18 protein-coding genes are annotated in these 20183 nt (G+C 74.2%); 5 read left to right on the top strand and 13 right to left on the bottom strand.

The window, feature by feature from the left end; genetic code table 11:
• Positions 1–4: 4 nt before the first annotated feature.
• From DY240_RS33770 to DY240_RS22210, 5 genes are read right to left on the bottom strand one after another with little or no spacing between them, the layout of a single operon-like run.
• Positions 5–1249: an RNA polymerase sigma factor gene (locus DY240_RS33770; RefSeq protein WP_119662025.1), complete on the bottom strand. Its 1245-nt coding sequence runs from the start codon at positions 1247–1249 to the stop codon at positions 5–7.
• A complete protein-coding gene (locus DY240_RS22225; protein WP_119662024.1) occupies positions 1246–1569 on the bottom strand; it encodes a YciI family protein in 324 nt (107 codons plus the stop codon). Before DY240_RS22225 ends, DY240_RS33770 begins: the two co-directional genes overlap by 4 nt.
• Before the next feature lie 33 nt (positions 1570–1602).
• The gene (locus DY240_RS22220; protein ID WP_119662023.1) at positions 1603–2187 is read right to left on the bottom strand and encodes a dihydrofolate reductase family protein; all 585 of its coding nucleotides are present in this window, start codon (positions 2185–2187) and stop codon (positions 1603–1605) included.
• A 15-nt stretch (positions 2188–2202) separates the two neighbouring features.
• Positions 2203–2811 carry a dihydrofolate reductase family protein gene (locus tag DY240_RS22215; protein WP_119662022.1) on the bottom strand — a complete coding sequence of 203 codons (609 nt, stop codon included), beginning with the start codon at positions 2809–2811 and terminating at the stop codon, positions 2203–2205.
• Positions 2812–2866: 55 nt separating this feature from the next.
• Positions 2867–3646 carry an SDR family oxidoreductase gene (locus tag DY240_RS22210; RefSeq protein ID WP_119662021.1) on the bottom strand — a complete coding sequence of 260 codons (780 nt, stop codon included), beginning with the start codon at positions 3644–3646 and terminating at the stop codon, positions 2867–2869.
• Between the two features lie 72 nt (positions 3647–3718).
• Between DY240_RS22210 and DY240_RS22205 the strand changes: the two genes are divergently transcribed.
• Positions 3719–4615, top strand: a complete 897-nt coding sequence (locus DY240_RS22205) for a sigma factor (protein WP_119662020.1) — start codon at positions 3719–3721, stop codon at positions 4613–4615.
• 182 nt (positions 4616–4797) lie between these two features.
• A complete protein-coding gene (locus DY240_RS22200; RefSeq protein ID WP_199702037.1) occupies positions 4798–5577 on the top strand; it encodes a GNAT family N-acetyltransferase in 780 nt (259 codons plus the stop codon).
• Positions 5578–5594: 17 nt separating this feature from the next.
• Here the strand turns inward: DY240_RS22200 and DY240_RS22195 are convergent, their stop codons facing one another.
• On the bottom strand, positions 5595–8156 hold the full coding sequence (locus tag DY240_RS22195; RefSeq protein WP_147375438.1) for an ABC transporter permease: 2562 nt from the start codon (positions 8154–8156) through the stop codon (positions 5595–5597).
• Between the two features lie 85 nt (positions 8157–8241).
• Positions 8242–8931: a M15 family metallopeptidase gene (locus DY240_RS22190; RefSeq protein ID WP_119662018.1), complete on the bottom strand. Its 690-nt coding sequence runs from the start codon at positions 8929–8931 to the stop codon at positions 8242–8244.
• An 87-nt stretch (positions 8932–9018) separates the two neighbouring features.
• Here DY240_RS22190 and DY240_RS22185 point away from each other — a divergent pair, with 87 nt between their 5' ends.
• Both DY240_RS22185 and DY240_RS22180 read left to right on the top strand, forming a co-directional pair.
• Positions 9019–9723: a response regulator transcription factor gene (locus tag DY240_RS22185; RefSeq protein WP_119662017.1), complete on the top strand. Its 705-nt coding sequence runs from the start codon at positions 9019–9021 to the stop codon at positions 9721–9723.
• A complete protein-coding gene (locus tag DY240_RS22180; protein ID WP_119662016.1) occupies positions 9716–10801 on the top strand; it encodes a sensor histidine kinase in 1086 nt (361 codons plus the stop codon). Before DY240_RS22185 ends, DY240_RS22180 begins: the two co-directional genes overlap by 8 nt.
• Positions 10802–10840: 39 nt before the next feature.
• On the opposite strand, the gene DY240_RS22175 is transcribed toward DY240_RS22180, so the two are convergent.
• Positions 10841–12058 (bottom strand): MFS transporter, encoded by a 1218-nt coding sequence (locus tag DY240_RS22175; RefSeq protein WP_158602951.1) that lies wholly within the window; start codon positions 12056–12058, stop codon positions 10841–10843.
• Positions 12059–12351: 293 nt separating this feature from the next.
• Between DY240_RS22175 and DY240_RS22170 the strand changes: the two genes are divergently transcribed.
• A complete protein-coding gene (locus DY240_RS22170; RefSeq protein WP_119662051.1) occupies positions 12352–12750 on the top strand; it encodes a CBS domain-containing protein in 399 nt (132 codons plus the stop codon).
• A 32-nt stretch (positions 12751–12782) separates the two neighbouring features.
• On the opposite strand, the gene DY240_RS22165 is transcribed toward DY240_RS22170, so the two are convergent.
• The 5 genes from DY240_RS22165 to DY240_RS22145 form a co-directional block, all read right to left on the bottom strand.
• Entirely contained in the window at positions 12783–14273 is a 1491-nt protein-coding gene (locus DY240_RS22165; RefSeq protein WP_158602950.1) for a xylulokinase, read from the bottom strand.
• Positions 14270–15235 carry a shikimate dehydrogenase family protein gene (locus tag DY240_RS22160; RefSeq protein WP_199702032.1) on the bottom strand — a complete coding sequence of 322 codons (966 nt, stop codon included), beginning with the start codon at positions 15233–15235 and terminating at the stop codon, positions 14270–14272. Before DY240_RS22160 ends, DY240_RS22165 begins: the two co-directional genes overlap by 4 nt.
• Positions 15236–15320: 85 nt before the next feature.
• Positions 15321–16241, bottom strand: a complete 921-nt coding sequence (locus tag DY240_RS22155; protein ID WP_199702030.1) for an SIS domain-containing protein — start codon at positions 16239–16241, stop codon at positions 15321–15323.
• 60 nt (positions 16242–16301) lie between these two features.
• The gene (locus DY240_RS22150; protein WP_158602949.1) at positions 16302–18848 is read right to left on the bottom strand and encodes an alpha-L-rhamnosidase; all 2547 of its coding nucleotides are present in this window, start codon (positions 18846–18848) and stop codon (positions 16302–16304) included.
• On the bottom strand, positions 18845–20173 hold the full coding sequence (locus tag DY240_RS22145) for a DUF3863 domain-containing protein (protein WP_119662012.1): 1329 nt from the start codon (positions 20171–20173) through the stop codon (positions 18845–18847). The genes DY240_RS22150 and DY240_RS22145 overlap by 4 nt, the downstream gene beginning before the upstream one ends.
• Positions 20174–20183 lie beyond the last annotated feature (10 nt).

Here is a 20183-nt window from a genome sequence, read left to right as displayed (position 1 = left end):
GGCGTCACGACCCCAGCTGGTCGCGGCGGCGGGTGAGGTAGGCGATCTCGGCGCTGTTGCCCGCCAGCCCGATGGCCGCGTCGTACGCCGCGCGCGCCTCGTCACTGCGGCCCAGGCGGCGCAGCAGGTCGGCGCGGGTCGCGTGGTAGGCGTGGTAGCCGGACAGCGTGTCCTCCAGACCGTCGACGGCGGCCAGCGCCACCGCGGGGCCGTCGAGCTCGGCGGCCGCGACGGCCCGGTTCAGGACGATGATCGGCGACGGGTCGAGGCGGACGAGCTGGTCGTAGAGGGCGACCACCTGCGACCAGTCGGTGTCGCGGATGTCGCGGGCGGAGGTGTGCACGGCGTTGATCGCCGCGAGGATCTGGTAGCGGCCCGGAACCGCCCCGGCGGCGGCAGCGGCCAGCCGTTCCCGCACCAGCCGGTGACCCTCGGCGATCAGCGCCGGGTCCCAGGCGCCGCGGTCCTGCTCGTCGAGGGCCACCAGCTCACCGCCGGCCGAGACTCGCGCGGTGCGGCGGGCCTCGGTGAGCAGCATCAGCGCCAGCAGGCCGGCCACCTCGCCGTCGTCGGGCAGGAGGGCACGAAGCAGGCGAGCGAGCCGGATCGCCTCGGCGGTGAGGTCGGGACGGACGGGATCGGTGCCGGGGCCGGTCGCGAGGTAGCCCTCGTTGAAGACGAGGAAGAGGACGGCGAGCACGCCGGAGACGCGTGCCGGCAGATCCTCCGCGGACGGCACCCGGTACGGGATGCGCGCGGCCTTGATCTTGGACTTCGCGCGGCTGATCCGCTGCCCCATGGTGGTCTCCTGCACCAGGAAGGCGCGGGCGATCTCCGGCACGCTCAGACCGCCGACCATGCGCAGCGTCAGCGCCACCCGGGTCTCCATCGCCAGCGCCGGGTGACAGCAGGTGAAGATCAGGCGGAGCCGATCGTCGTCGATGGCGCCGAGAGGCTCGGAGGGGCCGTCGCCGTACACCATCTGAGCCTCCCTGTGCTTGTCGTCGCGCTTGTGCTCGCGCCGGAGCCGGTCGATGGCCTTGCGATTGGCGCTGGTGGTCAGCCACGCGCCGGGATTCGGCGGCACGCCGTCGGCCGGCCACCGCTCGACGGCGGCCGCGAACGCCTCGGCCGCCGCCTCCTCGGCGACGTCGAGGTCACCGAAGCGCTTGGTCAGCGAGGCGACGATCCGCGCCCACTCCTCGCGGTGGACCAGGCCGATCGCCTCGTGGACGTCGATCGCGCTCACAGGAACGGCCGCACCTCGACCCTCCGGTTGCAGGCCTTCGACCCCGCGGCGGCGAGCCGGAGCGCGACGTCGAGGTCGGGGGCCTCCATGACCCAGAAGCCGGCCATGTACTCCTTCGTCTCCACGAACGGCCCGTCCGTGATCAGCGCCTCGCCTCCCCGGTTGTCGACGACGGTGGCCGTGCCGGGAGCGGCGAGGCCGCCGGCGAAGACCCAGTGGCCGTCCGCCTTGAGCCCGTCGTTGAACGCGTGGATGGCGGTCATCTCGTCCGGGGTGGCCGAGTTGCTCGTGTCGTCGATCACGGAAACCAGGTACCTCATGCCGGCATCATCTCCTGTGGCCCGCGGATGGACTCAGACATGCAGGGTAGGCCGGTAGACGAGCTCCTGCGTGCGGCCGTCGAGCGTCCGGCTCTCGATCAGCTCGAGGTCGAAGTCGGCCGCACCCCGGAGGACCGGGTCGGCCCCGGTCCGCCCGGTGATCACCGGGAAGAGCGTCACCTGGACGCGGTCGACCAGGCCGGCGGCCAGCAGCGCCCGGTTCAGCGACAGGCTGCCGTGCGAGCGCAGCGGCACCTCGGACTCCTCCTTGAGCCGGGCGACGACGTCGACGGCGTCGCCGTTCACGAGGGTGGCGTCCGGCCAGTCGAGCGGTTCTCGCAGCGTCGTCGACACCACGGTGGCCGGCAGGTTCCGCATCCGGGTGACCCAGGGGTCCCGGACCTCGGACTCCTCGGTGCTCGCGGCCAGCATCCGCGCGAACGCCCGATACGTGGTGGCGCCGAAGACCATGCGCTGCTCCTCGCCGTACACGGCGAAGCGGTGCGCGAGCAGCTCGGGGCCCTGCTTGCCCCAGTAGCCGCCCCAGTCGCCCCCGGGGCCGACGGAGCCGTAGCCGTCGAGGCTGGTGAAGACGTCGAAGGTGTAGGTAGCGGTCATGATGCCCTCCCTGGCTCAGTTCGTGGCGTACTGCGGGCGCCCCGCCGGCCGGTAGACCTGGAGCGTGATGCCCTTCGGGAAGGCTCGCGACTCGACGAGGTCCAGCGCCAGGTCCGGGCCGGCGTCGGGGAACAGCCGGGTGCCCTCGCCGACGACCACGGGGCAGACGAGCAGGTTCAGCTCGTCGACGAGGTCGCGCTCGAGCAGCCACCGGGTCAGGGCGCCGCTGCCGTGCACCTGGAGCTCTCCTCCCGGCCTGTCCTTCAGCTCCCGGACGGCGGCCGCGAGGTCACCGCACAGGACGGTCGTGTCGGCCCACGCCGGTTCGGTGAGCGTGGTCGATGCCACGTACTTCGGCGTGGCGTCGAGGGCCCGTCCGATGGTGCTGTTCGCCATGTCCTCGATCGCGCCCCAGGTGCCGGCGAAGAACTCGTAGGTCCGCCGGCCGAACAGGAACGCGTCGGCGCGCTGGTACACCTCGTCGACGTACGCCATGGCCTCGTCGTCGAACAGCGGCAGGGCCCAGCCGCCGCGCCGGAATCCGGGGTCGAGGTCCGGATGCCGCCCGCCGTTGCCCTGCATCACACCATCGACGGTGACCTGGACGGTGGTCGTCAGCTTCATGATCGCGGGGTTCCTTTCGGTCGGGGCGCCCCTCGCGGGCGGCCTCTCACCCCCGCTACGAACGCCCCTGCCCCGATTCGACACCACCGCCGGGATTTCTTTCGAGCCATTCGGCGAAGGCCGGCCCGGCGATGACGGCGTCCGGGCCGGGCAGGACCTGGCCGGACTCGTAGAGGACGCTGTCGGCGTCGTCCGGGTCACTGACGCCCACGACCTTCACCGGGTCGCCGTCCCGGGCCGCCAGCATGGCCCCGAGGTCGACGAGGTTCTCCACGCGCGGCCCGGCGACCTCCACCATGGGCCGCGATTCGCCGGCGGTGGCCAGGCCGGCGAGTACCTCGGCGACGCTCCGCGCGGCGACCGGCTGCCTGACCATCGACGGCAGGTGGACGACGTCGCCCTGCCGGCCCCACGTCATCATCGGCCCGACGAACTCGTGGAACAGATCCGCGCGCAGGATGCCGACGGGGATCGGGCCCGCCAGCCAGGCCTGCTCCTGCTCCTGCTTGGCCGCGCCGTAGCTGGTGGTCAGCTTGTCCACCCCGATGATCGACACCAGCACGGCCCGTCGCACGCCGGCCTGCTCCCCCGCCCGCTGCAGGTTCGTCACCGCGGCCCGGAAGAAGGCGGCCGCCTCGTCCCTGTCCGGCGACGGCCCGGTGGCCGCGTCGACGATGCACTCCACCCCCGTCAGTGCCGCCGCGAGGCCCTCCCCCGTCACGACGTCCACGCCGGTGCTGCGCGACATCGGGACCGCCTCGTGCCCCGACTTCTCCAGAAGGTCGACGACGTGCCGTCCGACCCGGCCGGTCCCGCCGGCCACCGCGATCCTCATGTCATTCTCCCGTCACATCGACTCGTGCTGACTCGTCAGAGCTATGACGGAACGTGCGGGAGAAAGGTAACGGTGGACGAACGAGATCGGCTCGCCGAACGGTTCGAGGCGCATCGGGGGCACCTGCGGGCGGTGGCGTACCGGATGCTCGGCTCGCTGAGCGAGGCCGACGACGCCGTACAGGAATCGTGGCTGCGCCTCAGTCGCGCCGACACCGCCGAGGTCCGCAACCTCGGCGGCTGGCTGACCACCGTGGTCGGCCGGATCTGCCTGGACATGCTGCGCTCGCGGGCCGCGCTCCGGGAGGAACCGCTTGGCGTCCGGGTGCCCGACCCCATCGTCGGCCCCGCCGACGGGACCGACCCGGAACAGCAGGTGCTGCTCGGCGACTCCGTCGGCCTCGCCCTGATGGTCGTCCTGGACACGCTGCCGCCCGCCGAGCGCCTCGCGTTCGTGCTGCACGACATGTTCGCCGTGCCGTTCGACGCCATCGGCCCGATCGTGGGCCGGTCGGTGGCCGCGGCGAAGATGCTGGCCAGCCGCGCCCGACGCCGCGTCCGGGCCACCGCCGCCGTTCCCACCGCCGTTCCCGGCGCCGACCGGGCCCGCCAGCGCGAGGTCGCCGACGCCTTCCTCGCCGCCGCCCGCGGCGGCGACTTCGACGCGCTGCTGGCCGTGCTCGACCCCGACGTGGTGCTCGTGGCCGACCACGGCACCCACCCGGCCTCGGCCGTCGTCCGCGGCGCGCGGAACGTGGCCGAGGGCGCGATGAGGTTCGCCGAGCTCGCGGTGTACGCGCTGCCGGTGCTCGTCAACGGCGCACCGGGCTTCGTCACCGTCCCGGACGGGCGGCCGGTGTCGGTCCTGGCGTTCACCGTCCGGGGCCGCCGGATCGTCGAGATCGACGTCCTCGCCGATCCGTCCCGCCTCAGCCGGCTCGCTCCGGCGATCCTGCCGCCCGTCCACTGACACCCGCCGGTCGATGGGGACGCCGCCCCCACCGCACGTGGGGTGGGGTGTGCGAAGGGCCCGGCCGCCGCGTGGTGGGCGATGAGGGCTGTGGCGCCGGCGAGGAGGAGCAGGGCGCCGGCGAGCAGCAGCGGGGTGGAGGTGCTGCCGGTGTCAGACCGGCGGGATACGCTCGGCGTCCGATGAGCACCTACGAGTTCCGCATCGACGGTCACCTGAACGCCCACCCGGGCGACATGCCGGGCGAGCTGCGCCTCGAGCACCATCACGACGGCACCACCACGCTGACCGGCCCGGTCGCCGACCAAGCCGCCCTGCACGGCATGCTGGAGCGGCTGCGCGACGCCGGAACCACACTGCTGTCGCTCCGCGCGCTCCCCGAGCCCGCCGTCACCCCGCTCCAGCGGATCGACTGGCCGGTCCGCACCGACCGCCTCACGCTGCGCCCCGGCCGCCCGGCCGACGCCGACGGCGTCTGGCAGTACCGCCGCCTCGAGCCGGTGGCCCGGTGGCTCACCGAGCTGCCGGCCGACGCCGACGCCTTCCGTGCGCGGTTCGCGGCTCCCGCACGGCTGGCCACGACCCTGGTCGTCGAGCGCGACGGGCAGCTGATCGGCGACCTCATGGTGCGGGTCGAGAACGCCTGGGCCCAGGCCGAGGTGGCCGACGCCGCCCGCGCGGTCCAGGCCGAGCTGGGCTGGGTCTTCGACCCCGCCCATCAAGGGCAGGGCTTCGCCACCGAGGCCGTCCGCGAACTGCTCCGGCTCTGTTTCGCGGAGCTGGGCCTGCGCCGCGTCACCGCGCTCTGCTTCGCCGACAACGAGCCCTCCTGGCGCCTCATGGAACGGGTCGGCATGCGCCGCGAGTCGCACAACGTCGCCGACTCGCTGCATCGTTCCGGCCGCTGGCTCGACGGCCTCGGCTACGCCCTCCTCGCCGAGGAGTGGAACCGCCCGATCTGACGGCGCGTCGCACCGCGTCATTCGGCTCGCAGGACGGCGGCCGGGGCGAGACGCGTCGACGCACGCGCCGGGAGGGAAGCGGCGGCGATGCCGACGACGACGGCGGCGGCGGCGATCAGTGCGGTCCAGGTCGCGGACAGCGTGAAGCCGGGTGCGATGCCGAGACCGTCGGCGAAGGCGGCCCACGTCGCCCGGCCCAGCGCGACACCCAGCGGCAGGCCGAACGCCAGGCCGACACCGACGATCGTCAGGGCCTGCCAGCGCAGCGTGGCGCGGACCTGGCGGCCGGTCGCACCGAGCACCCGCAGCACGGCCAGTTCGCGGCGCCGGCCGCGGGCGGCGGCTCTGACGACGACGCCGAGGCCGACGGCCGACGCGGCGGCGATGACGACCGCCAGCAGGACCGGCGCGGAGCGCATCGCCGCCACGTCGGCGATCTGCGGCGGTCGCACCGGGTCGGTGTAGACGAACGGCCGGTACCCCAGCGCGTCCCAGGACGTGAGGTCGTCGTCGACAGCGGCCAGGAACTCGTCCGGATCGACGCCCGCGGCCAGGTCGATCGCGATGAACGACCCGAGCTGGTCGGCCAGTGTGGTCGCGTCGACCTCTCCGCGGTCGGCGGCGGATTCCAGGGCGCGTTCGAGGAACGGCGCGGGAAGCACGAGCCCGGTGCCGAGGCCGGCCCGGTCGGTGAGGATCGGACCGATCGGCGGCAGGACGACGAGACCGCTGATCGTGCCCGTGTGGCTGCCGTAGCTCGTCGAGACGGTCACGGTGTCCCCCACCTCGAGGCGGAGGCGCCGTGCCGTGAGCGCACCGACGGCGAGCTGGCCATCCCCCACCGGCGGGTCTCCCTCGACGACGGGGAGCGGCAGTCCGGCGAAGCCCGCGCGGTGGGCGACGAACGGCACCGCCTCACCGTCGAGATTCGCCGACCCGAGCGCCGCGACGCCCCAGCCGTCGACCTCGGGACGGTCGAGCGACGCCGCGATCGCGTCGATCGCGGCATCACCGTACCCGCCGCCGGTGATCGCCGCCGCGTCGTAGGACCAGCCGTAACGGGCAGGCGTCTCGATCACGCGGGCGAGATTCGTGCTGAAGACCACCGAGCCGAGGACGGTGAGTACTGCGGTCACCATCGCCCCCAGCACCACCACGGCGGCACCACCGCGCAGCGCGGCGCGCACCCCGAGTGTGAACGGAACGTTGCCGCTGCGCGCGGCCGCCGTCGCCAGTCTCGCCGGGCGCGCGTCGACCTGCTCGGTGACCTTCGCCGCGCTGAACGCGGCCACGGCGACACCGGCGAGCAGCACCGCGACCGACACCCCGGCCACGGGCAGCACGACCGGCCCCGGCAGCACCAGCGCCGGACTCGGGTCGACCGCGCGGGCGCTGGCCACCGGCCCGATTCCGGAGGCGAGCCATCCCAGCAGCACCGCGCCGGCCATCCCGGCGGCGACGCTTCCGGCGAGCGGCACGGCGATCGCGGCCGCCCGCTGCCACTGCGGCGCGCCCACCTGCCACCACACCCGGGCCAGCGGCCGCACCGGCCGGGCGATCCTGACGACCGCCAGGACGGCGAGCACGAGGCTCGCACCCGTCGCCGCGACGCCGAACAGCCGCAACGCGGTGACGCTCGGGTCCAGCGACCGGTCGATGCGTTCCTCCTCGTCGGCGGTCACCTTGGGGACCATGTAGTAGCGGACGTCCTCGGCCACCATCTCCTCGGGCAGCCGCGCCGACTCCTCCTCGAACCGCGCGGCGATCGACGTCAGGACCTGCCCAACGGCGGCGTCGCCGCCGGCCACACGGAGGGAGAAGTACTCGTAGGTCACCGAGCAGCCCGGCGGATACAACCGCACGACGAGCTCGTCGACCGGCGTCGGCTCGTCCGGCAGCGTCGCCGCGGGGCACAGGTACGGGGCAGCGAGGTCCTGGCTGACCAACGCCGTCCGGCGCGGATAGAGCTCGTCGGCGAGCACACCGTCGGCGAACACCCCGATGCCGACGACCTCGGCGGTCTCCCGCCCGGCCGGCTCGACCAGGACGTCCGGTGAGGCGTGCCCCGTGGCCTCGGTGTCGCGGGCGTCCCAGAACGACAGCGGTACCTCGTCACCCACCTCGACGCCGAAGTCCCTGGCGGCGTCGACGCTCAGGAACAGCTCGTTCCCGCCGGCGATCATCCGCCCCTCGTGCACGACCGGCCGGTCCTGCTCGACGTACCGGCCGTCCGGCGACACCTTGAGATGCAGCTCGAGTCCGGCGTCGACGTTCGTCACCGGGCGCGGCGCGCCGTCGTCCATCGTCGCGAACAGGAGGACGTCGCTGTGGATCTCGAGCACCCCCGGTGTGGCCTCGACGATCGCGCGGGCGCGGTCGGTCCGCAGGCTCGGGTTGACGACGACCTCGGCCACCTCGGCGTCGCGCAGGTAGTCGGCGTAGGCGTGATCGGTCCGCCACGCCGCGACCAGCGCGGCGATGCCGGCCCCGCCACCCACGGCCAGCACGAGGACCACGCCGGCCAGGGCCGGCACGCGGCCCTTCACCGCCTGCCTGGCCAGCCGGAACAGTACCGACATGGCAGCACCGTAGGCCCGCCGGCCGGCCGCGACCACCCTGCCACCATGCCGGGCGGCCGGGGTGCTGGCACACCCCGCCCGTCGGTCACCGCATCCGTGGATCGTGCGTCGGGTCGGCGTACATGGACGGGCAGCCGTCGTCGACGGCCTCGGTGCGCAGTTCGTAATGCCACGGTTCGTTGCGGTAGATCTGGCACAGCCCGTACTCGGCGCCGTGGTCGGACAGCCACGCCGTCGCGTCGGACCCCCCGAGGTCGACCGCGTCGCCCGAGACGTGCAGCGACGTCTCCGGGGTGGACACCCAGCGGGCGGCCTCCTCCTCCGAGCCGTACTCGGCGATCGCCTCGCGCAGCAGCCGATCCTGGTACTGCGGGGAACGCCAGCCGCTGTTGACGACGAACTCGACCCCGTCCTCCGCGGCATCGCTCGCGGCCCGGCGCAGGGCGTCGAGCAGATCGGGGTCGAGGTTGCCCACGGCCGGGATCTCGTCGTCGAAGACGGTCGCGCCATCGGGCACGGCGCCGTCCGCCTCGCCCAGCGGCCGCGCGTCGCCCGGCCGGTCCGGGCGGCGCTCGTCAGCGTCCGACTCGACGCCGGTGACGGCGGGCGCGGGGTCGCCGTGCAGGACGTCGATGGGCGACGCGGCCGAGGACGACGACGACACCCGCGCCTGATGGACGAGGACGCCGGCGATGGCCGCGCTGATGACGACGAGGCCGGCGACGATGGTCGAGCGGCTGCGGCGGGCTGTTCGTGCTGGTTCCCGGTAGGACATGCCGTCAGTCAAGACAGCCCGATGTTGCCGGCCCGTATGCGCTTTTCGATATGCCGGCGATACGCGCCGGCTCGTAGCATCGAGAGCGTGCGTGTGTTGATCGTCGAGGACGAGCCCTTGCTGGCAGACGCCATCCGCGACGGCCTGCGCCTGGAGGCGATCGCCGCCGACATCGCCGGCGACGGCGACACCGCGCTGGAACTGCTGAGCGTCAACCCCTACGACATCGCCGTCCTCGACCGCGACATCCCGGGCCCGTCCGGCGACGAGATCGCCACCCGCATCGTCGCCTCCGGCAGCGGCATGCCGATCCTCATGCTCACCGCCGCCGACCGGCTCGACGACAAGGCCTCCGGGTTCGAGCTGGGCGCCGACGACTACCTCACGAAGCCGTTCGAACTCAGGGAGCTCGTGCTCAGGCTCAGAGCACTCGACCGCAGGCGCGGCCACACCAGGCCGCCCGTGCTCGAGATCGCCGGGCTGCGGCTCGATCCGTTCCGCCGCGAGGTCTACCGCGACGGCCGCTACGTCGCGCTCACCCGCAAGCAGTTCGCCGTCCTCGAGGTCCTCGTCGCCGCCGAAGGGGGTGTGGTCAGCGCCGAGGAACTACTGGAACGAGCGTGGGACGAGAACGCCGACCCCTTCACCAACGCCGTGCGCATCACCGTCTCCGCACTGCGCAAACGCCTCGGCGAACCCTGGATCATCGCGACCGTGGCCGGCGTGGGCTACCGCATCGACACCGCGTCCGGCAGCGGACCCGGCGCACTCGCGGGAGCGGACCGTGGATAGGGCGCCCGGTGTGAGCGTCCGCCTCAAACTGACCCTCAGCTATGCCGGGTTCGTCATGCTCGCGGGTGCCCTGCTGCTGGCCGTCGTGTGGGTGTTCCTCCTGCGCTACGTGCCCGACGGCCCGCTCATGACGCGCGGCCCGTTCGTCCCCAACCGGTCCGACCTCGAGCGCGCGTTCCTGCCGAAGGCGGCCGCGATGCTGGTGGTCCTGCTGGCGTTCGGTCTCGCGGGAGGGTGGGTCCTCGCCGGCCGCATGCTCGCCCCGCTGAGCCGGATCACCGGCGCCACCCGCCTGGCCGCGACCGGCTCGCTCTCCCACCGCATCCGGTTGCCGGGCCGCAAGGACGAGTTCCGCGATCTCGCCGACGCCTTCGACGGCATGCTCGCACGGCTCGAGGCGCACGTCGCCGAACAGCGACGGTTCGCCGCCAACGCCTCCCACGAGCTGCGCACCCCGCTGGCGATCACGCAGACCCTTCTGGAGGTGGCGCGCAACGACCAGCACCACGACACCGGCCGGCTGGTCGACCGCCTCCAGGTCGTCAACACCCGGGCGATCGACCTCACCGAGGCGTTGCTTCTGCTCAGCCGCGCCGATCAGCGGTCGTTCGCCCCAGAGGACCTCGACCTGTCCCTCATCGCCGAGGAGGCCACCGAGACGCTGCTGCCGCTGGCGGAGGAACGCGGCCTCACCGTCGAGACGTCCGGCGACGTCACCCGCACCGTCGGCTCACCCGCGCTCCTGCTGCAGCTGGTGACGAACCTCGTGCACAACGCGATCGTCCACAACCTGCCCGGCCAGGGCGGCGTGTGGGTCACGACCCGCGCTCACCCCACCGCCGCGGAGCTCACCGTCGAGAACACCGGCCCCAGGCTCAGCTCGCACGTGGTGTCCACGCTCGTCGAGCCGTTTCAACGCGGCACCGAGCGCATCCGCACCGGCCACGCGGGGGTCGGCCTCGGCCTGGCCATCGTCAAGAGCATCGCGAAGGCCCATGACGGAACCCTCACCCTCGTCCCCCGCCCCGCCGGCGGGCTCCGCGTCACGGTGCGACTGCCCGCCGCTCCGGGAACCTGAAGGCCGCCCGCGCCCGAAAGCCGACCGCCTTGGCACGCCTCACCGTCGCCCGGGATCGGTCATATCGGACACGTCGGCGACGACCAGCCCTGCCAAGGGCGCGGACCGAGCCGGCGCGGGTCCGGCGGCCGCGGAGCCCGTGGCGCTGCCGAGCTGCCCGACGGCGACCTGCCAGCCGTAGGCCTCGCCGGCGCCGGACGGAGCGGCCGCGCACGCGGTGAGCTCGTCGGCGGCGGCCAGCCACGGCGAGAGCCCGAGGCCGAACACGAGGACGGCCAGGGCCAGCTGCGTCGTCGTGCCGGCCAGCGCGAGCGGCAGCGAGCTCGCCGCGAGCAGAGCGAGTCGCCGCGGGTAGACGGCGGCCAGGCCGGCCCTGCGGCCGCGAACGGTGACGACGGCGCCGCCGACGAGGCTGCCCAGCGACCACGCGGTCACCAGCCAGGGCGCAGCGGCGGGCGCGTCGGCGGCCGAGGCGAATGCGGGCAGCAGCACCCACATCGCCCCGATGCCGCCCATGTACGACAGGTGCACCAGGCTGACGGTGCGCACGGCCGGCCGGCGCAGCGGCGTCTCGCCGGCCCGCCGGCCGGGTGACGGCCGGGTGCGCACCCGCGGAACCGCCGCCATCATCGCGACGACGGCGACGACGCCCAGCACCGCGCACGCGACGAGCGCCGCCGGAGGACCGCCCATCGCCACCCACCACGCCACCCACACCGGGCCCGCCACGTAGATCAGCTCCTGGGCCAGGGCGTTCGCGGCGTAGGCGCGGCTCAGTCCCCCGGCGGGCACCATGGCCGGCAGCAACGCCCGCCCGCTGCTCACCGCGGGCGGCGACGTGAGCCCCGCGACGAACGCCAGGGCGAGGAACCACCTGGCGTCCGTGGTGAAGGCCAGCGCGAGCTGCGCCGCCGTGCAGGCCATCGTCGTGACACCGAGGACGGCCCGATGACCCCACGCACCGAGCAGCCGGCCCCACAGTGGCGCGGTCACCGCCATGCCGAGCGCGCCCGCGGCGGCCGCCGTGCCGGCCGCGGCGTAGTCGCCGGTGTTGTGCTCGCCCAGGCCGCCGGCCGCGTCATTCGCGCACGACAGCAGGCCCTCGACGAGCTGACCGACCGCCTCAGCCCGGCGCAACGGCGGCAGCTCGCCGAGATCGCCGCCGCCGTCCTCGCCCCCGCCGCGACGGGCGAGACCACGCTGGCGCGGGTGTGCCGTCTCTGCGACCGCTCCTGCTGCGCCGAGTGCCCGGCCCACGCCGGCTACGTCGCGGCCGCTCCGGAGCGGCGGCGGCCGGAGACCGCGTGAAGCGCCGCGTCGCCGGGTACGGCTCCTCGTTGAGTGACCGATCGGCAGCGGAGGCCGACATGCGACCAGAGGACAGCACGAGTGGCGCGCGGAACGGCGACGAGGTGGAGCGCCGGCTGGAGGACATGGAGCGCGAGAGCCGCGAGCGCCTGGAGGACTGGCCCCACGAGGACGCCGCCGCCGGCACGGCGTCCCCCGGCGAGCAGGCCGGTGGGGTCGAGCCACAGACCGTGGCCGACGTGATGACGCGGGAGGTCGTCGCGGTCCCCGTCGCGGCGTCGGTGGCCGACGCGGCGCGGGCGATGCGCGACCACGACATCGGCGACGTGCTGGCGCTGGATGAGGGCCTGGTGTGGGGCATCGTGACCGACCGCGACCTCGTCGTGCGGGTGCTCGCCGAGGGCATGGACCCGGACGCGACCACGGTCGCCGACGTGTGCAGCGGCGACCTGGTGACCGTCCGGCCCGGCGACGACGCCGGCCGCGCTGTCGAGCTCATGCGCTCGGCCGCCGTGCGCCGGCTCCCCGTGGTCGACGACCAGGGCCGGCCGCAGGGCGTGGTCTCGCTCGGCGACCTGGCGCTGGCCAGCGATCCGCGGTCGGCGCTGGCCGACATCAGCGCCGCCCCGCCGAACACCTGACGCTCGGTCGTGCGCCCGGCGCGGTGCGCCCCCTAGGATCCTCGCGGCGCGAGGTCGGCGACCAGCGCGTCGAACCGGGCGCGCAGCCGCGCGTAGTGCTCGGCGGCCGAGGGCTGGGGGACGTACTCGGCGACGGAGACGTGGGCGGCGTCGACCGGCTCGAACGAGGACCAGAGCCCGCTGCCCACGAAGGCGATCGCCGCCGCGCCCAGGGTGGCCGCCTGCTGGTCGACCGTCGTCCTCACCAGCGGTACGCCCAGGATGTCGGCGTAGATCTGGTTCCACCCGTCGTGGCGGCTGCCGCCGCCGGTGAGCAGGACGTCGGCGGAGGTACCGCTCAGCTCGCGCATCCGGTCCAGGCTGCGGCGCAGCGCGAAGGCGATGCCCTCGAGCGCGGCACGGGCGAGGTCGGCGCGGCCGGTCGCGAGGTCCAGCCCCACGACGGCGCCGCGCGCACCGGCGCCGCCCTCCAGCGGCGTCCCGCCGGCGAGCATGGGCAGGAAGACCGGGCCGTCGGTGCGCGAGGCCGCGGCAGCGCCCAGGCCGATGAACTCGGCGCTGGTCAGGTCGGGCGCGACCAGCTCGCGCAGCCACTCCAGGCTGGTGCCGCTGCTGAACGTCGACAGCGCGCTGAGGAACTGTCCCTCCACGGCGTGCCGGAAGACGTACGGGCGCGCGCTCCACTCGACCAGCGGCTGCGAGGCGCTCACCGTGATCCAGCTCGACGAGCCCAGCGCGGCGTAGATGGCGCCGTCGGTCCAGGTCAGCGAGCCCAGCGCCATGCAGGCGTTGTCGACCGCGCCGAGGACGACGGTTGTGCCGGCGCGCAGGCCGAGCTCGCCGGCCGCGGCCGGGGAGAGACCGCCGAGGACGTCGGTCGACGGACGGGGCTCGGGCAGCAGGCCGGGGTCGAGGCCGGCCGCGGCGAGGAGGTCGACGTCGTAGCGGCCGGCCCGGATGTCCAGCGCGCCGCTGCCGGAGGCGTAGGAGACGTCCGTGCCGATCTCGCCGGTCAGGCGCAGGTTGAGCCAGTCCTTGGAGCCGAGCAGGTACCGGGTCCGGGCCCAGGCGGCGGGGTCGTCCTGCCGCAGCCACGCCGCTTTGACCAGCGGATAGAGGGCGGGGGTGAAGCCGTTCCCGGTGTGCTCGTACCACGACCGCTCGTCGACGGTCCGGAACAGCTCCTCCGCCTGCGCGGTGGCCCGGATGTCGGACCAGATCGGCGTGGCGTCGCGCAGGGTCTCGTGCGCGGCGCCGACCTGCACCACGCCGAGGCTCTGACCGGACAGTCCGACGGCGGCCACCCGCCCAGCGGTGTCGGGAACGGCCTCGGCCAGCCGGCGCACCGCCGTCACGACGGCCTGCCACCAGTCGCTGGTCCGCTGCTCGTTGCGGCCGGGCGCCGGATGCGACGTCGGGTACGGGACGACGGCGTCGGCGAGGCAGACGGCGTCGGCGGACCACAGCGTCGCCTTGCAGCCTCCGGTGCCGAGGTCGAGCGCCAGGACGGCGTCGCCGGTCACCGGATCTCCGCGGCGAGCTCGCTCAGGCGGTCGTACTCGGGCCCGGACGTGGCGATCGGGCGCGCGAACACCTCGCCGATCACCTGGGTCCAGCCGTGGACGAAGTAGGTCCAGCCGTCCTCGACGTGCAGGCCGCGGTCGCCGCGCTGGCGCCCGGCCTGGTCGAGGAAGACGAGGTCGCCGCGGTAGTTGAGCTCCCACACCAGCCCGCCGCGCGGGAACACCGCCGCGTCGGTCAGCGGCGACCCCGGCGCGTCCTTGCCCAGGCCGGTGGCGTTGACGACCAGCGACCCGTCCGGCAGACCCGCCACCACGCGGTCGTTGTCACCGGGCTCGGACACGAGGACGTACTCGAACCGGCCCGTGAGCCCGGCCTGTTCGTGCACCTCGCGGATGTGGTCGAGCCGGGCCTGGGCGCGGTCGGTGACGACCACCCGCTCGGGGACGTCGCCGGCGCCGGGACGCGTGAGGTACCAGGTGATCGCGACGGCGGACCCGCCGGCGCCGAGGCAGGCCACCTGCGCGCCCGACGCCCAGTGGCCGGCCGGCACGAAGGCGTCCAGCGCGAGCCCGCTGGAGATGGGGTCCTTCGCGTGGCAGGCCAGCCGCTCACCCGGCTTGGAGAGGCAGCCGGCCTCCCCCATCATCCGAGCGAACGCGTCGACCTCGTCGAACAGGTCGGCGCAGGCGCGATAGACGTCGATCTTGTGCGTGGTGACGAGCGCGCCCCGGCTCAGCGGGTCGCCGCCGATGAACTCCACGACGCGCCGGTAGTCGTCGGCCGGCGCGCCGACCGGCAGGTCGACGCCCTGGAGACGGGCCTCGATGCCCAGTTCCGCTGCCCAGCGCGGGAACACCCGCTGGATGGACGACCGGCCCGTGGTGACTCCGATGAAGTACAGCGTCGGCTCCGCGGCGGGCACGAGGTCGTGCGCCGTCATCGTCGTCACCACACCGCTCATCGTGGACTCCCTCACAGCCGCCGGCGAAGTTGGTAGTCACACTACACGACGGCGGCACAGCACGCGCCCAGCGGGTGTAGTGAAACTACTCCGTGGCGGGGGCGGAGTCGGCCGCGGTGGCCGCAGCCCCCTTGCGCATGGCGGCGAGCTCGTTCTTCATGTGGTGGATCGCCTCGCGGTGCTCCGCCGGCCGGCGCAGCGCGACGCCGGTGGCCAGGACGTCGATGACCACCAGCCCGGCCAGCCGGCTGGTCGTGGGCGTGTAGATGTCGGTGTCCTCGAACGTCTGCACCACCAGCGCGACGTCGGCGAGGTCGGACAACGCGCCGGGCTGTCCGGTCAGCGCGATCACCGGACTGCCGGCGGCCTTCGCCGCCCGCGCGACGGTGAGCACCTGCGACGTGGAGCCGGTGTTGGAGATCGCCACCGTCACGCTGCGCGGGCCGCCCATCGTCGCGGCGATGAACTGCTGGTGGAAGTCGGCGGGTGCCTGGCACGGGACGCCGAACAGCGGGAACTTCTGCTGGGCGTCCTGGGCGATGATGCCGCTGGCGCCGAACCCGACGAAGAGCACGTCGGACGCGCCGTGCAGCAGGTCGATGGCCCGCTCGACGGCGTCGTGGTCGAGCGTGCGCCGGGCGCGGTCGAGACTGGAGATGGTGTGGTCGAAGATCTTCTCCGACAGCGCCGCCCCGCTGTCGCCGGCCTCGATGCCCGAGTGGGTCAGCGGCAGGCCGAGGGCGAGGGTCTGGGCCAGCTGGATCTTGAAGTCCTGGAACCCGGAGCACCCGACCGACGCGCTGAAGCGCATGACCGTCGGCTCGCTGACCCCGGCCGCCTCGGCCAGCCCCGCCATCGTGAGGTTGACGACGCGCACGGGGTCGCTCAGCACGAGTTCGGCGACGTTCCGCTCGGAGCGCCGCATGGTGGGCAGCGCCTGCGCCACCCGCTCCAGCGTCGTCCCGACGTACTGTGGCGCCTCTTCGCGCCGTTCGGCGGTGGTCACCGTGTCTCCTTGGTCGGGCGGCCCGGTCGATGCTCGTCCGGTGGACTGTGCGTTGTCATGCTATCCGCCTTGCGTAGGTTCGCTACCTCGATCATGGAGCGACGCGCCGGGACGCGCCTCGGCGGGCAGCACCACCTCGTGCCGCCCCGGCCCCAGCGGCCCGCCGCGGCCGGCGACGTCGAGCACGACGCCGACGGGGACCTCGACCTCGGCGGCGACGCCGGCCTCGGTCCGGTGCCAGCGCACCGCCAGCCGGCCGTACGGCGTGGTCACGGCGCCGCGAGCCCAGTCCAGCCCGGGGACGGCGGGCGCCAGCCGGGCCCGCCGCCAGCCGGGCCGGACCGGCCTCAGCCCCAGGACGTCGTGGTACAGCCAGTCGTCGATCGTGCCGAGGAAGTAGTGCCCGTGGGAGCGGGCGTCGGGGCTCCAGTGCTCCCACAGCGACGTGGCGCCGTGCGCCAGCCAGTGCCCCCAGCTGGGGAACTCCGTCTGCCGCGCCACCACGAGGGCGAGATCGGCGTGGCCGTAGCGGGTCAGCGTCGGCAGCAGGTACTTCGTCGAGAGCGCTCCGGTGCCCAGCCGGTTCCCGCGCTCGCGCACGTCGCGGGCCAGCCGGTCGGCGACCCGCTGCTCCTCCCCCGGTTCCAGCAGGCCGAACGCCAGCGCCAGGACGTTGTGCGACTGCCGGTACCCGTGGTCGCCGGCGCCGCGCACCATCGCGGCGCCGGCGTCGTGGAACTCGGCACGGAAGGCCGCCCGCACGGCGCCGGCCGCGTCGGCCCACCGCCGGCCGTCGTCGCCCACCACCTCCGCGGCCCGCGCGAGGGTGTCGAGCATGAGCGCCAGGAACGCGGTCGCCGGCACCCGGCTGTCCTCGGGCGCGTTGCCGCCGGCGGGGTCGGTCTCGGGGCTCACCCAGTCGCCCAGCGTCGTCGCGGCGATGCCGCCCGGTGAGCGGGCGAGCTCGTGGCCGACGTAGGCGGTCATGCCGTCCCAGTGCCGTTCCAGCGGCCGGCGGTCGCCCGTGTACCACCAGATCCACCACGGGATCAGCACGTACGCCGAGTGCCAGGGCGGCGCCGGCGTCCAGTCCATGCGCCACCCGCCGTGCGGCGCGATGACCGCGGGCGCGGGCGACCCGTGCCGGCTGTCGGCGATGTCGTCGACCCACTTGTCCAGCAGCGCGTGGGTGTCGAGGTTCATGAGCATCAGCTCGGCGCCGAGCATGCCGTCGCCGGTCCACCCGTTCTTCTCGTACTTCGGCGTGTCCGTCGGGAGGCCGTGCAGGTTGTTGAGCACCGTGCGGACGGTCAGCTCGTGCACCCGGTTCAGCAGGTCGCTGGAGCAGCGGAACGTCCCAGTCCGCGACGCGGCCGTGTGGACGACGACGGCGGTGAGCTCCGGGCGGCGCCGAGCGCACACCTCGACGTAGCGGAAGCCCTTGTAGCCGAACCGGGGCTGCCAGCGCACGGGCCGCTCGGCACCGGCCAGCACGAGCCGGTCGGTCTGGAACCGGCCCGCGTAGTACCCGTGGTGGTCCGCGACGTCGGCACGGCCGTCCGGGCCCAGCCGCTCCGCGTAGCGCAGCTCCACCACCTCGCCCGCGGCGTCCGCGGCCCGCACCTCGGCCCAGCCGGCGATGACGCGGCCGAAGTCGTACACCCAGGCGCCGTCGCCCACCTCGGCGACGTCGACGGGCTCGAGCCGGCCGGCCGCGGTGATCGGCTGCTGCCGCTGCCACTCCGGACGCCCGCGAGGACCCGGCACCACGGTGGCCGGCACCCAGGCCGCGGCGCCGGCCAGCTCGGCCGGCCGGCGGGCGTCGTAAGTCTCCCCCGCGTACAGGTCGTCCTCCCGCGTCGGCCCGTCCGCCGCCCGCCACCGCTCATCGCTGACCAGCCGCGTCACGCCACCGCGGGCGTCGGTGACCACGAGCAGCACGCGCGCGCACGGCTCGCCGCGCCACGGCGCCCGGTGCCAGTCCCAGGTGTTCGCCGCGGCCATCGCATAGAAGCCGCGGCCGAGCTCCAGCTCGAGGATGTGCCGGCCGGGCGTCAGCAGCGCGGTGACGTCGGTGACGACGTACTGCACGCGGGCGTCGTAGTCGGTGAAGCCCGGCGACAGGACGGCGTCGTCGACGGGCCGGCCGTCGAGCGTGGCGTGCGCGTAGCCGCCCGCGGCGACCACGAGGTACGCGGCCGCGGCGACGCTGCCGACGTCGACCGTGGTGCGCAGGACGGGCGCGGCACCGCTGGGATGCGGGTGGCCGATCCAGGCGGCGCCGTGCCAGTCGCCGTCGAGGACACCGGTGACGAACGACGAGCTCGCTTCGGCGCCCCCGTGGCTGGTGCGGACGTCCACCCGCCACCCGTACCGCGTCAGCGGGTGCAGCGGCGGCCCGTCGTACGGCACGTCCACGCACTCGGCCGACTCCACCCAGCCCGAGTCGCTCACCTCGCGGCCGGCGTCGTCGGTGACGCGGATCCGCCAGGCGTGCTGCACCACGCCGTTCTCGTCGGCCGCCACGCGCCAGCCGAAGCGCGGCGGCACGTCGACGCCGCACGGCTCCACGCGGTGCTCGGCCGTCAGGCCCTCGAGCACGATCACGGCGCCACCAGCTCCCGGTACTCCGGCTCGGCGGCGTAGCACTGGTCCAGCCGTTCGGCCAGTCCGGGCCGGGCGTGCAGGAACTCCTCGAGCGGCACCGGGCGGTCCTGCGGGCGGGTGCCCTTCTGGTTGATCTCGCCCAGCAGGCTCCACCGCCGGTCCCCGGTCTCCTCCGGTTCCCGGGCCGGCACGTCGTAGGGCGTGTAGTCGAAGACCTCGCGCCGGCCGTCCCGTTCGGCCACGCCGAGGCGGTAGTCGGCGGTCATGAACCAGGTGACCCGCTCGCCGGCGGCCGACGCCCCGATGCCGGTGCCGTCCTGCCGCAGCAGGTAGCGCAGGTTCTCGTTGTCCGGATGCCGGGCCATCCACTCCTCGCCGAGCTCGGCCATCGTCGGTGTCCGCAGCCGCGGCCACCGCTCGTGCTGCCAGGCGATCCACTCGCCCCAGAGCCGCAGGATGGCGGGGTCGACGTCCAGGCCGCGGCTCACCTCGCTGATCTCGTAGTTCACCGTCACCCAGCCCAGCCCGTTCCGTTCGACGGCGCGGTCGTCCAGGTGCGCCCGCGCCGTCGAGCGCAGCTGCCGCACGGCGTCGTCCAGCGGCAGCCGGTGCAGCGTCTCGATCGGCCCAGCCCCGAGCCGGGAGTTCAGCTGCCGGCCGGAGGCGTCGACGCCCATGCCGCTGTGACGGGCGGCGAGCAGGTCCACCGTCCAGCCGTCCATCGTCACCGCGTCGATGCGGTCGTCGCCGCGGCCGGGCACGAGGAAGTGCCGGCGCGACGGGTAGTAGGGGTAGGCGATCGAGCCGTCGCCGTCCTGCAGGTCGATGTCGAACTGGCTCCAGATGTTGCCCTGCACGACCCGGATGCCGCGGTCCTCGCGGACCCGCCGGATGTTCTCCGCGGCCAGGAAACCCGCCAGCAGCGACCGTGCCGGCCGGTCGAACGCGCCGGCCAGGACGTCCAGCGCGTCGTCGATCTCACGCGCGACGTCGTCGCGCGAGCCGTGGAGGTTGGCGAAGAAGCCGCCGGGCACGAAGGTCACGTCGTCGCCGTACTCGTCCGCCAGCTCGCCGACCAGCCGCCGGATCGCGCGGTACCGGTCCGACGGATCGGTCAGCGCGCCCCAGGAGAACCCCCACGTGACGCGTGCGCCCGGCGCCGCCTCGCGCACGGTGCCGGAGAACCGCTCGACCAGCTCGGGGGTGTGCCGGTCGAACTCGTCCTCCCACAGCCACCGGTCGCGGGTGGCCTCGATCTGGTGCCGGCGCACGACGGTGTTGATGGTGAGCCGGGGGCCGATGGGCGCGGGGCATGTCTGCGTCACGGCGGCAACG

The sequence above is a fragment of the Jiangella rhizosphaerae genome (assembly GCF_003579925.1).
Classification (GTDB): Bacteria; Actinomycetota; Actinomycetes; order Jiangellales; family Jiangellaceae; genus Jiangella; species Jiangella rhizosphaerae.
The sequence above is the reverse complement of the archived record's forward strand: the minus strand, read 5'-3'. Positions and strand labels throughout refer to the sequence as shown.

Excerpts from the sequence above, each read along its gene's own strand:
- DY240_RS22220 (WP_119662023.1), bottom strand. The coding sequence starts at position 2,187 with ATGACCGCTACCTACACCTTCGACGTCTTCACCAGCCTCGACGGCTAC.
- DY240_RS22225 (WP_119662024.1), bottom strand. The coding sequence starts at position 1,569 with ATGAGGTACCTGGTTTCCGTGATCGACGACACGAGCAACTCGGCCACC.
- DY240_RS22190 (WP_119662018.1), bottom strand. The coding sequence starts at position 8,931 with ATGTCCTACCGGGAACCAGCACGAACAGCCCGCCGCAGCCGCTCGACC.
- DY240_RS22210 (WP_119662021.1), bottom strand. The coding sequence starts at position 3,646 with ATGAGGATCGCGGTGGCCGGCGGGACCGGCCGGGTCGGACGGCACGTC.
- DY240_RS22200 (WP_199702037.1), top strand. The coding sequence starts at position 4,798 with ATGAGCACCTACGAGTTCCGCATCGACGGTCACCTGAACGCCCACCCG.
- DY240_RS22170 (WP_119662051.1), top strand. The coding sequence starts at position 12,352 with ATGACGCGGGAGGTCGTCGCGGTCCCCGTCGCGGCGTCGGTGGCCGAC.
- DY240_RS22160 (WP_199702032.1), bottom strand. The coding sequence starts at position 15,235 with ATGAGCGGTGTGGTGACGACGATGACGGCGCACGACCTCGTGCCCGCC.
- DY240_RS22195 (WP_147375438.1), bottom strand. The coding sequence starts at position 8,156 with ATGTCGGTACTGTTCCGGCTGGCCAGGCAGGCGGTGAAGGGCCGCGTG.
- DY240_RS22215 (WP_119662022.1), bottom strand. The coding sequence starts at position 2,811 with ATGAAGCTGACGACCACCGTCCAGGTCACCGTCGATGGTGTGATGCAG.